Here is a 12392-nt window from a genome sequence, read left to right as displayed (position 1 = left end):
CGGAAAGGTGCGCGTGACGAGCACGGAAGCGCCCGACAGACGCCCCACGCACCGCGGCCGGCGCACCCAGGCCGCCATTGATGCCGCTGCCCGAAAGGTGGTGGCCCGCAAAGGGATTCTGGCCACGACCATCGCCGACATCGCGGCCGAGGCGGGCCGGTCGGCGGCATCGTTCTACAACTACTACGACTCCAAAGAGGCCATGGTGCGCCAGTGGGCGCTGCGCTTTCGCGACGAGGCCGGCGAGCGCGCGGCAGCGGTGACCGAACACGGGCTCTCCGAACGCGAGCGCGCACACCAGGCCGCCGCCGCGCACTGGCACACCTACCGGCACCGCCTGGCGGAGATGATCAGCGTGTCGCAGCTGGCGATGGTCAGCGCGGACTTCGCCCAGCACTGGTCCGAGATGTGCTCGATTCCAATCGCTTTCATCGCCGACTCGGCCAGACGCGCGCAGCGACAGGGTTACTGCCCCGACGACGACCCGCAGTTGCTTGCCGAGGCGATCGTCGCCATGTTCAACCAGTTCTGCTACATCCAGCTCAGCGGCGAGCCCGAGGACGCAGACGACGAAGCCTGTATCCGGACGCTGGCCAACATCTACTACCGGGCCATCTACAGCGAGGAGCAGCGCTCGTGACCGAAATCATCCGCGAATTCATCGGGCTGCCGTCACCAACCGCCGGACGCGCCGGCGCCGGCGGCCATCCATGCCAGGGGCTCTATCACCACGCGCCGGGCCAGCGGCCCAAGGTGGCGATGATCGCCACGCACTACCAGATCGACTTTTCCGAGCATTACATCGCCGACTATCTCGCCGCCCGTGGCATCGGGTTCCTGGGCTGGAACACCCGATTCCGCGGCTTCGAAAGCAGCTTTCTGCTCGATCACGCGCTGGTCGACATCGGCGTGGGCGTGCGATGGCTGCGGGCGGTCGCCGGTGTGGAAACGGTGGTGCTGCTAGGTAATTCGGGGGGCGGTTCGTTGATGTCGGCCTACCAGTCCCAGGCGGTGGATCCGAACGTGACACCGCTGGACGGCATGCGCCCCGCCGACGGCGTCACCGAGTTGCCCGCCGCCGACGGGTACGTCGCCACCGCAGCCCACCCCGGGCGACCGGACGTGCTCACCGCGTGGATGGACGGGGCCGTCGTCGACGAGAACGATCCGGTGGCAACCGATCCCGAGCTGGACCTGTTCGACGACAACAACGGACCGCCGTATTCACCGGAGTTCGTGCAGCGCTATCGGGCGGCACAGGTGGCACGCAACCACGCCATCACCGATTGGGCCGAAGCCGAACTCAAACGCGTCCGGGCCGCCGGCTTCTCCGACCGGCCGTTCACCGTGACGCGCACCTGGGCCGACCCACGCATGGTGGATCCCACCATCGAACCGACTAAACGCCAAGCGAATTCGTGTTACGCGGGCCGGCCCGTCAAGGCCAACAGGTCCGCGCACGGCATCGCCGCCGCCTGCACGCTGCGCAACTGGCTGGGCATGTGGAGCCTGCGGGTGGCTCAGACCAGGGCCGAGCCGCACCTGAACCGCATCTCCTGTCCCGCGCTGGTGATCAACGCCGAAGCAGACACCGGCGTCTTCCCCTCGGACGCCCAGCGCATCTACGACGCCCTGGCCGGCACCGACAAATCGCAGGTCGCCATCGAAACCGATCACTACTTCACCTCCCCCGGCGCCCGCGACGCGCAGGCCGACACCATCGCCGACTGGGTCGGCAAGCGGTGGCCCTAATGCCAAGTGACCACAGCAACGGTCGGCACGACGCTAGTCTTGGAGCCCTTGCCGGTGAGCCGGATGTGCCCGGGTTGCGGCAGTGCCGAGATGCGGCACTGCGTTCCCTACCCAGCTCAAGTTCGAGTTCAGCGAGGGTGGCCGCGATGGCCGCTATCGCGCGGCCGGTAGAAGTGGCCGTGTCGACTCACTCCCGCACGGCGCGCAGCGTGATCTGAGTTCGCCGAGGTCGGCAATGGTGCGGGTGACTTCGACGACCGAACGTGCAAGCCTATCGATGGCGGCCACAACCACGGTGTCACGCCGCTCAACACCTCCGAGCTTGCCTTTCCGGAACGACCGGCCTAGGACGAAAGCAGCACTCCAACAACGAGTTACGTCGTTAAGCTAGCAACTTCCGGCGATACAGCCTGACCCCGGGGTACATCACGCCGGAAATTGGGAGATGGCCAGCGGGGTCACGCCGTAACCGGTGTCGGGATCGAGCACGCCCACACCGCCCGCCCTGCCGGGGTCGCCCAGGTCGAGGATGCGAACGCTGCCGACGCTGTCGAAACGTTGAAGTTGAGCGTACGACCGGGGTCTGCCAAGATCCGGCCAGGTGCCCCAGCGACACCAGAAACAGCGCCCTCGCCGATCGGCGGACGTCCGAATAGCGCCTGTGTGGGGGCGTTCAACGCACCGGAGATTTCGCTAACCAGCGCCTGCCATGGCGAAGTGTTGGTTGCTTCTGTCGCCGCATAGGCCGCACCCGAGGCGCGACGAATCTGGACGAAATTCTGATGAAACGCCGCAACTTGAGCGCTAAACGATTGGTATTGCATGGCGTGGGTATCGAAGGGTGCGGCGATTGCCTGTGACACCTCGTCGGCTCCCGCCGACAGTATCTCGGTGGTGGCCGCCGCGGCGGCCGCATTGGTGGCACTGACTTGAGTACCGACGCCAGCGATGTCCTGAGCAGCGTTAACGATGAAGTCCGTCGCAGCAGTTACGAACGACATCGGACGACTCCTCTTGGTGGTGGTGCGAGGCGAACGCGACGTTGATGCCCGACGACCGAGCGTCGAGAGTATGGAGCAGCCGCAATCCGCGTCCATAAGAAGGGGTGTAACGCGGATCGAGTGATCATTTCCCGGTGTGTCTTTCGGGGCGAGAGCGCCGTCACCGCGTGATTCTGCGAGTGTGTGCTGTGGCGATTCGGCCGTTGGAGTCAGCTAGCGCCTCATGGCGCGGCGCTCCTCCGTGGTTGACGAAAATTCGTTGGTACCCACCGGTTGGACGTGTGGTTGTGTTGGCAGTGGCCCGGGGTGACGCTGAAGGGGTGCTTTCGGTCGACCCCGGTCGGACTTTGTGGCCGCTGAGCCCGCAGGCTAGCGTGGGACGGAGGGCACAACGCTGTCCACGGGAACCGTGGAATGTTGCCTTCGAGCACGAGTGTCAGATTCCTGTTTTACCTCGCTCTCCCCGAAAAACCCTCCATTGCAGCGGAATTCGAGAATTGACGAGGGAGTGATGGCGATCGAGCCGACCAGCGACTATTGGAAACCGTCCTACTACCTGCTCGACGATGGTTTGGACGGGCCTTGGTCAACGCCGCCTCGGTGCGTAACCCGCTTTGGCCGCAAGACCGAGGTCTCGGATGCGGCGTGGCTGGCTGATTCGCCGCCTGGAACCTCCTCACCAACGGCGACTTCTACCGCGACCCCGGCGCCTACTACTACACCGCACACCAAACCGCCGCCGCCAAAGCACGCGCCATCCACCAACTCCACGCCCTGGACTACCGCCTCACCCTCGAACCACTCCCCGAACCGGGCTAGCCCGCTAACCACGCCCGTCACCGATTGTGCTCACCCAATTGTCGTGTCAGTACCCCAAACGACTCATCCGCAGGTCAGAGAACTACGCTGCGTCAGAATCGCCGGGGGTGTCCAAACTCGGGTCTGGAGCTTCCACATATCCCCGGCGATTCAGAATTCGCGGCTGCAATACCGCAGGCCGCTCTGCTATCGAGTTCACAGTTCAGCTATTCGATTCCCACAAAAGCGGTCGCAACTTCGGCCTAGAGTGAGCTTCGTGACATGGCCGCGTCCCTCGCCGCGAGTTCGCGAACTCATTCGTGAAGGGGCACAAATACTCCTAGATGTCAACGCGGATTGGATTCAGGAGGTCGACAGCGCCATGATGGCGACCAATCCGACTATTTCCGCGGATCCAGTACTCGCCGAAGCCGTCCGCCGTGCGAACCGCGCTCATCTTTTTCAGTGGATCACGTCGAATATTCGCGACCCTGGCGCGCCGGTGCCGGTGAATCTCGACGACGAAGTACTGGACATGGCACGCGATTTGGTGCGTCGGGGCCTGGATTTGTTGACGCTCGACGTATACCGCGCCGCCGAACAAATCGCCTGGCGGCACTGGCTAGGGATCGCATTCGACCTCACGTCCGACCCGCAGGAGCTGCGCGAACTGCTAGACGTGACCATCCGCTCGCTCAACGAATACGTCGAGGCTGCGTTTGCCGGCATTGGGGCGCGACTGGAGCTGGAGTACGATGAACTGACCCGTGAAAGGCAGGCCCTACGACTGGAAGTCGTAGAAACTGTCCTCCACGCGGCGCACGTCAGCTCCGCGGATGCGGCGCAACTCGGCTATCCGCTCGACTGTAATCACACCGCCGTCGTCGTCTGGAAGGACAACCTCGAGGGGACGCACCGAGGTCTCGATCGCGTTGCCCACGCCCTCTGCGATGGTGTCGAATCGACGCAGAATCTGATCGTCGTAGCCAGTGCTGCGACGCGCTGGATGTGGCTGGCCGACGTTGCGGACCTCTCCATGAACCATCTTGAGGAGGCCCTGAAGCACGAGCCCGCCGCACGTGTCGCCATCGGAACCACAGCGGCGGGGATTGGTGGTTTTCGGCGTAGTCATCGTGACGCCCTCACCACGCAACGAACCTTGGCTCGGCTGCAATCTCTTCACCGAGCAGCTTTTTTCACCGATGTTCGGTTGGTCGCTTTGCTTACTCAAGACACCGAGGCCATCGAGGATTTTGTAAAGGAAGTGCTAGGCGATTTGGCAGCGGCTGACCAGTCTTTGCGCTCGACGCTGCTGACCTACATCAACGAACAATGCAACGCCTCCCGCGCCGCAAAGCGCCTCTATGCCCACCGCAATACCGTGTTGCGCAGGGTCGAGCAGGCCCAGGAACTACTGCCACATCCGCTGACGCACAACGCTGTCCATGTGGCCCTGGCTCTAGAAGCGTTGCAGTGGTTGGGTAGTGAAACGCGCATATTCAAGGCGGTAGGACGTCAATGAGACCGGCGACCACTCGAACAGGTGCCCGGCCGGGCGTCAGCTTCTCAATCCTGCTGCCGGACCGCGACCACCTGGTTTGCTGGCGAGTCCGAGAGTGGGTCGATGGCGGGGATTCTCCCAGGTTAGTTAGATGAGTGATCCCCGATCAGCCGCCCGCGCCGGCGCGACCGGGGGTCCCCGCAACACCGGCGCCGCCGAACACCCCGGGCAAGCCGCGTGTTCCAACGAAGGACGGACTGCTCCCCGGGTCGCCCGCGTAGCCGCCGCGTCCGCCGCTCCCTCCGGTGCCGCCGGTCCCCCCCGCGCCGGCGGCGCCCATAGCGCCCGATCGACTGAATAGCCCGCCGGCACCGCCGGCACCGCCTTGGCCGCCGTCGCCGCCGTCACCACCTGCCCCCCCTTGACCGCCGGGCCCGCCGTCTCCGCCGTTGCCGGGTTGGACGCCGGTAGCGACTGCGTTGCCGCCGTCGCCGCCGGCCCCACCGATCCCGCCGGACGCGCCATTGCCTGCGGCACCGCCGTTGCCCCCCAATCCGCCATGACCGCCGGTTCCGAACAACAGGCCGCCTCGTCCACCGACCCCGCCGGTGCCGCCCGAGCCGCCGTCAGCTCCGGAAGCCCCGACTCCGCCGACGCCACCCAAGCCGCCCAGGCCGCCCGCAGCCTGGTTCTGGCCATTGCCGCCGTCGCCGCCGGTGCCACCGCTTGCACCGGTTCCGCCGGTTCCGCCGATTCCGCCGGTTCCGGCTTTACTAGTCGGCTGTCCTGTCGCGTTGCCGCCGCGACCGCCCGCGCCGCCCGGGCCGCCAAAGGTGCCGTCACCCCCATCGCCTCCGTTGCCCCCCGTTGCGCGGCCCGTAACGGAGCTGGCGTCACCGCCTTCGCCGCCGTTGCCGCCCTGCGCGCCGACAGTGCCGTCAAAGCCACTGCCGCCATCGCCGCCGCGGCCGCCTGAAGCAGCGCCCGAAGCGCCGCCTGATCCACCGTCACCACCCAGACCGCCGGCCTGGCCCTCGACACCTCCGTTCGAACCGGGACCGCCAGGACCGCCGACCGACGTGGTACCACTGGGAAGACCCGCTTTTCCGGCGTCGGCGAAGCTACTGGATGACGTGAAGCCGGGGTTGACGCCGTTGGCACCGACCCCGCCGGCGCCGCCCTGGCCTCCGGATCCGCCGTTGCCGATCAGCAGACCGCCATTTCCGCCGGCGCCACCGGGAGTTCCGCGACCGCCGGCGAGGCCCGGTCCGCCCGCCCCACCTGCGCCGCCGTTCCCAATAAGCCCAGCGTCACCGCCCCGGGTACCGGCCACGCCGGGGGTGCTGCTCGAATAGCCATCGCCGCCGTCGCCGAATAGCAACCCGCCCGGGCCTCCGTCCTGCCCCGGCATCGTCGCGTCGACGCCATTGCCAATCAGGGGCCGTCCCAGCACGGTTTGACTAGGTGCATTGACAGCTGCGAGCACGTCCCGCTGCAATGTCTGTAACGCCGACGTGTTCGCGGCTTCGGCGCCGGCGTAGGAGTTTCCGGCTGCGGTCAGCGCGGTGACAAGTTGGTCATGGAAGACGGCAGCCCTGCCGCTGATTGCCTGATAGTCCGTGGCATGGGCGCCAAACAACGCCACGACGGCTGCCGACACCTCATCGGCCGCCGCGACCAAAACTTGTGTCGTGCGGCCCGCAGCGGCCGCGTTGGCTGCGTCTATTGCCGCACCGACGGCGGCTAATTCGTTCGCTGTCGCGGCCAAACCGTGCGGCTGCGCAATCAGAGGCGACATCAGATCCCCTAGTGTCCTGAGTCATTAATTTGGGTGCAGTAGTTGCTGATGCTGGCCAGGATTTGGTCGGCGGTCTTGGTCCATACGTACGGCCTGGGGTTGTCGTTCCAGGTGTCGATCCAGGCGCGGATGTCGGCGTTGAGTTGACGGACCGAGGTGTGGGTGCCGCGGCGCAATTTTTTGGTGGTCAATTCGGCGAACCAGCGTTCGACGAGGTTGAGCCAGCTTGAGCTGGTCGGGGTGAAGTGCAGCACGAACCGGGGATGTGTTGTCAGCCAACGCTTTACCGCTGGGGTCTTGTGTGTTGAGGCGTTGTCGAGGATGACGTGGCAGTCCAGGTCGGCGGGCACTTCGTGGTCGATCTTTTTCAGGAAGGCTAGGAACTCCTGGGAGCGGTGTCGGGCGTGCAGGGAGCCGATGATCTTGCCGCTGGCCAGGTCCAGGGCCGCATACAGGCTCGACGTGCCGTAGCGCACGTAGTCGTGGCTGGCCCGCGCCGGCGTACCGGGCAGCATCGGAAACACCGGCTGCGTCCGGTTGAGCGCCTGGATCTGGGTTTTCTCATCGACGCAGAGCACCAGGGCACGCTCGGGCGGGTCCATGTAGAGCCCCACGATGTCGCGGACCTTCTCCACGAACAGCGGATCCTTAGACAGTTTCCACGAATCCTGCTTGTGCGGCGCCAATCCAAACGCGCGCCATACCCGCGAGACCATCGACTGGCTCAACCCGAGGTGGGTGGCCATCGACCGTGTCGACCAGTGCGTGGCATCGGCAGGGGTGGTCTCCAACGTCGCCGTGATCAACGCTTCGATCTGCCCATCGCCCACCATCCGAGGCCTCCCCGGCCGCGGCTCGTCGAGCAGCCCATCACAGCGCTGTTCAACAAAGCGGTTACGCCACCGCTGGACCGTTGTCCGTGAGATTCCCATCCGGGTAGCCATGTCGGAATTGGACTCACCGTCAGCGGCCGCCAACACAATTCGCGACCGTAACGCCAACCCCGCAGCACTAGTTCGACGCCGAGCCCAGCCCTCCAACTCGGCACGTTCAGCATCGGTCAACACGATCACGGCAGCCTGTGGCATGGGCACAACCCAGCTTAACAGCTGGACCGTAATTAATGACTCAAGACACTAGAGGTCAATGGTCAAGTTCCAGAGGTCGATCGATCTACCCCGCCATTCCGGAGAAATCGCATGTCGAATCGAGGACGACGCGCCGACCGAGCGCTCAGCCCTCATTGTCGTCGCCGCTTGAACGTGCGTCCGGGGGCTGGGCCGGCGGCGCCGAACCCGTCTCAGCACCGCACCGGCGGAACGCCCTTTCCACCTGCTGTGCCTGCGCCGCGTGCTGGTCGCGATCAGCGAGTTCAAGCTACCTGGCATCAACTTCAAACCGGCTCTGGTGGCTGGCGAAGCTAGTGGCTGCGCCATAGATACTGGTAGCCAGTGCGCGGCCGCCGGGCGTTAGCTCAGTCATCGGTCAGCTCTTTGTGGAGACCGAGACGTAATCGACGAGCATTGGCTGCCCGGAAACCGTTGCGGCGGTTGGGCCGCCGCCGAACGCGGCGGGGAAGCCGCCGCCTATCGCCACGTTTAAGATGACAAAGAACCCGTGGTGGGTGGCGTTGTTCCAGTCGGTCGCGGGGACCTGGTTGGCATTGATGGTGAAGTAGTTGTTGCCGTCCAGGTAGAAGCGCAATTGCTCGATGCTCGTGCTGCGGTCCAGTTCGACAGCGTAGTTGTGGAAACTGCCTCCGGCGTTTTGGACAGGGCGCTCGCCGGAGCCGATTCCGATGGGCTCGTTGAATGGCCCGCCGGGATTGGTGCCGCCGTGCATAGTGGCGAACACCGAACTGCGGCCATTAATGGCCTCCATAATGTCCAGTTCGCCGATGCTCGGCCAATTGGTCGCGCCGACAGGACGCGCGGCTTCGCCGAGCGCCCAAAAGGCCGACCAGTAGCCGAGCCCGTTGGTGGTGTTGACGTTGGGTTGCTGAATCGACGCCTCGATGCGCAGTACCCCGCCGGTCGGCGCTGCAAAGTCGGTGCGCTGCGTCTCGATCCGGCCGGATGTCCAGTTGCCGGCGACGTCTCTGATCGGCTTGATCGCAAGGTGGCCGTTGCCGTCGAGGTAAACGTTGCTGGTGCTGTCGGTCATCAGCTCGATTTCGCCGGTGCCCCAGTTGTGCGCCCCGCCCGGATAGCCGTGGCCTGTCGCGTACAGCCAGTTCGAGCTGTCTACCGGGGAGCCGGCGAGGCCCGTGAAGTCGTCACGCCACACCGTGACGAAGCCGTTGCCAGCGGAGCCGGAAGCGCCGGTGGGGCCGTTGACGCCGGTCGCGCCGGCCTGACCGGGGCTGCCGAAGAGTCCGGCTGCACCGCCAGCGCCGCCGAGGCCGCCGGTGCCGCCCGGACCGCCTGCACCCCTGATGCCCAAGATGCTCGGCGAGCCGCCGGTCCCACCGGTGCCCCCGACTCCACCGGCACCGCCGGTCCCACCATTGCCGAACAACAACCCACCACTACCGCCGACCCCACCGCCACCACCAGCGCCGCCGACACCACCGATCAGACCCGGAGCACCGGTCGTGCCGGTAACCCCAGCCCCACCGACCCCACCAGTTCCGCCATGACCAAACAATCCCGCCGCCCCACCAGCACCGCCAATCTGACCAGGCGCACCCGATCCGCCCCTGCCGCCATTACCCCACAAAATCCCGCCCGGCCCTCCGGCCTGCCCGGTCCCCGGGGCCCCATCGGCGCCGTCGCCGATCAACGGACGCCCCAACAACGCATTCGCCGGAGCATTGATCACCCGCAACACATCCTGCGCAAGAGTCTGCAACGAGACATTGCCCGCCTCCGCGCTCGCATAAGCACCCACCCCCGCGTCAAGGGCTTGCACAAACCGCTGATGAAACAACGCCGCCTCGGCACTCACCACCTGATACGCCTGCCCATGCTCACCCCACAACACCGCCACCGCCGCCGACACCTCATCCCCGGCGGCCGCCAACAACCGCGTCGTCGACTCCCGCGCCGACGCGTTGGCCGCATCAATCACCGACCCCCACCCGACCAAATCCCCCGCCGCCGCCCCCACCCACTCCGGCCCCACCACCACATACGCCATCAGAGAACTCCCTTCATCTCAAGACCACACACCAACACCGCAAACAACAGCCACGGCATCGCCAGCGAGAAACGGCGCATACACAACCTCGATTTTTTCGTTTGTTCGACCTTAGACCGGGCAACTGCGGCTGCCTGATGCCAGCGGTTTTCGTAATCACAGCCCCGTGTGAACCGGCGTCGGGGCAATTCAGCTCCGAAGGTCGAATGACAGCAGCGTCGGCGCGCCGGAGTTATTGAGGATTACCACCGAACTCTGGTTGTTCACGTCGTCATAAGGAAAGCCATAGGCAAGGTCGTCGATGCTGTTGACGTGAAAGAACTGCGCCCAGTTGTTCCACCGCTTCCCCGCCGGATAGTACTTCGCGACGTCGTCCCACTGATCCGGTGAAATCGCCACACCTCGGTTGAACGCCGCGTTCAATTCGGCGAGGAACGCGCCCTGCTGGCCTGTGCCGACGAAGGGGCCGTTGGCGGCGAAGGTCTGCTCCGTGCTGGGCATCGCCATTTGGTAGGTGATCGGGCTGCCTCCGGTGGGGGTCACGCTGTACACGAATTGATTGCTCGCGTTGACACTGCCGATAACCGTGTAGCCGGGGCCGTTGTAGCTGAACTGGTTGGTGCTATAGGTGGTCCAGAACTCATTGATTGAGGGATCAAGCCAGGTGCCTAGCGCCCCGGGCTGGAAGGATCGCGGGGCCAATATCCGCAGCGGGTCGCCGCTGAAATCCTTGACGATCAATGGCTGGTACTCGGCCGGAGCTGTGGTCATAAACTGCTGGAACACTTGACCCTGCGACAGCGTCATGCCGCGCGTCTCTGAGAAGCCCGTAGCGTCCTGAGTCAGCGTGAACGAGTAAGAAAAGCCGTACTGGTCCACCTGGGTAGTGTTACCGCCGAGTGGGACTGCGCCGTACTTATAGCTGATCTCATACCAGTCGAAGACCGTGTAGTAGTTCGGGCCGGCAGGATCGGCAGGGTTGGGCCCACCCCAGCCCGAATTATCTGGACTGATGGGGATGTAGAGCGGCTCGTTCATCGACATAAATATCCGGCCGCCTAAAAATTCGGGCGGCATGACGAATTTGTCTGCCGAGTCGAGGGTGAACGACATATTCGCGTAGTTCACGCCGTTTTTGGCCAGGTGACCAGGGGCGTTGGCGGCGTTGTGATTGATCGCGTGAGCCACACCGTTCGGGTCGATCCACGACCACTGGCCGGGAGTCGTCTGGCCGAGTGCGGTCACATAGATTTGGCTGTCGCTCAAACCGGTGTTGTTGGCGAAGTCGTAGTAGAAAAACCCGGTGCCTAATCCGGCAGCGCCGGTGTTTCCAGTGATCCCGGGGGCGCCCGCTTGGCCGGCAACTCCGAACAACCCGGCTGCGCCGCCAGCGCCGCCGAGGCCGCCGGTGCCGCCCGGACCGCCTGCACCCCTGATGCCCAAGATGCTCGGCGAGCCGCCGGTCCCACCGGTGCCCCCGACTCCACCGGCACCGCCGGTCCCACCATTGCCGAACAACAACCCACCACTACCGCCGACCCCACCGCCACCACCAGCGCCGCCGACACCACCGATCAGACCCGGAGCACCGGTCGTGCCGGTAACCCCAGCCCCACCGACCCCACCAGTTCCGCCATGACCAAACAATCCCGCCGCCCCACCAGCACCGCCAATCTGACCAGGCGCACCCGATCCGCCCCTGCCGCCATTACCCCACAAAATCCCGCCCGGCCCTCCGGCCTGCCCGGTCCCCGGGGCCCCATCGGCGCCGTCGCCGATCAACGGACGCCCCAACAACGCATTCGCCGGAGCATTGATCACCCGCAACACATCCTGCGCAAGAGTCTGCAACGAGACATTGCCCGCCTCCGCGCTCGCATAAGCACCCACCCCCGCGTCAAGGGCTTGCACAAACCGCTGATGAAACAACGCCGCCTCGGCACTCACCACCTGATACGCCTGCCCATGCTCACCCCACAACACCGCCACCGCCGCCGACACCTCATCCCCGGCGGCCGCCAACAACCGCGTCGTCGACTCCCGCGCCGACGCGTTGGCCGCATCAATCACCGACCCCCACCCGACCAAATCCCCCGCCGCCGCCCCCACCCACTCCGGCCCCACCACCACATACGCCATCAGAGAACTCCCTTCATCTCAAGACCACACACCAACACCGCAAACAACAGCCACGGCATCGCGAGCAAAAGCACCCGACGTTCGGGTTATCCGACAGTGTTGGCGGCGGTTAACCCCCAGCAGATCGGTGAACTGAACCGCCGCCGCATCCGCGGCGTGGGGCACCGAGCCGATGCTGCTCAAGCGGCCTGCTGCCGTACCCGTTATGTCGGGTCGTACGACGGATGCCATGGCCGATTCCCATCGAAAACCACGAATTCAAGCT

8 protein-coding genes and 2 pseudogenes are annotated in these 12392 nt (G+C 65.2%); 4 read left to right on the top strand and 6 right to left on the bottom strand.

What is annotated here, in order from left to right; all coding sequences use genetic code 11:
• Positions 1-13: 13 nt before the first annotated feature.
• Both JX552_RS02985 and JX552_RS02980 read left to right on the top strand, forming a co-directional pair.
• Entirely contained in the window at positions 14-640 is a 627-nt protein-coding gene (locus JX552_RS02985; RefSeq protein WP_205876022.1) for a TetR/AcrR family transcriptional regulator, read from the top strand.
• Positions 637-1752, top strand: a complete 1116-nt coding sequence (locus JX552_RS02980) for an alpha/beta hydrolase (protein WP_205876021.1) — start codon at positions 637-639, stop codon at positions 1750-1752. The genes JX552_RS02985 and JX552_RS02980 overlap by 4 nt, the downstream gene beginning before the upstream one ends.
• A 76-nt stretch (positions 1753-1828) precedes the next feature.
• Here JX552_RS02980 and JX552_RS31755 read toward each other — a convergent pair.
• Both JX552_RS31755 and JX552_RS02975 read right to left on the bottom strand, forming a co-directional pair.
• Positions 1829-2052: pseudogene (locus JX552_RS31755) on the bottom strand (recombinase family protein); the annotation flags it as partial.
• A gap of 158 nt (positions 2053-2210) precedes the next feature.
• Positions 2211-2753 carry a PE family protein gene (locus tag JX552_RS02975; RefSeq protein ID WP_205876020.1) on the bottom strand — a complete coding sequence of 181 codons (543 nt, stop codon included), beginning with the start codon at positions 2751-2753 and terminating at the stop codon, positions 2211-2213.
• A 496-nt stretch (positions 2754-3249) separates the two neighbouring features.
• Between JX552_RS02975 and JX552_RS33905 the strand changes: the two are divergent.
• Both JX552_RS33905 and JX552_RS02970 read left to right on the top strand, forming a co-directional pair.
• Positions 3250-3411: pseudogene (locus JX552_RS33905) on the top strand (IS110 family transposase); the annotation flags it as partial.
• Positions 3412-3828: 417 nt separating this feature from the next.
• A complete protein-coding gene (locus JX552_RS02970; protein ID WP_205876019.1) occupies positions 3829-5073 on the top strand; it encodes a PucR family transcriptional regulator in 1245 nt (414 codons plus the stop codon).
• 145 nt (positions 5074-5218) lie between these two features.
• On the opposite strand, the gene JX552_RS02965 is transcribed toward JX552_RS02970, so the two are convergent.
• The 4 genes from JX552_RS02965 to JX552_RS02950 all read right to left on the bottom strand — a co-directional run bounded on the left by JX552_RS02965 (position 5219) and on the right by JX552_RS02950 (position 12127).
• Positions 5219-6850 (bottom strand): PE family protein, encoded by a 1632-nt coding sequence (locus JX552_RS02965; RefSeq protein ID WP_205876018.1) that lies wholly within the window; start codon positions 6848-6850, stop codon positions 5219-5221.
• 8 nt (positions 6851-6858) lie between these two features.
• Positions 6859-7944, bottom strand: coding sequence for an IS630 family transposase (locus JX552_RS02960; protein WP_205876017.1), 1086 nt, complete (start codon positions 7942-7944; stop codon positions 6859-6861).
• Between the two features lie 391 nt (positions 7945-8335).
• Positions 8336-9988, bottom strand: a complete 1653-nt coding sequence (locus JX552_RS33625) for a PE domain-containing protein (protein ID WP_205876016.1) — start codon at positions 9986-9988, stop codon at positions 8336-8338.
• 189 nt (positions 9989-10177) lie between these two features.
• Positions 10178-12127 carry a glycoside hydrolase family 64 protein gene (locus JX552_RS02950; RefSeq protein WP_205876015.1) on the bottom strand — a complete coding sequence of 650 codons (1950 nt, stop codon included), beginning with the start codon at positions 12125-12127 and terminating at the stop codon, positions 10178-10180.
• Positions 12128-12392 lie beyond the last annotated feature (265 nt).

It is taken from the genome of Mycobacterium gordonae (assembly GCF_017086405.1).
In the GTDB taxonomy this organism is placed as follows: domain Bacteria; phylum Actinomycetota; class Actinomycetes; order Mycobacteriales; family Mycobacteriaceae; genus Mycobacterium; species Mycobacterium gordonae_D.
This window is presented reverse-complemented; position numbering and strand designations above follow the sequence as displayed.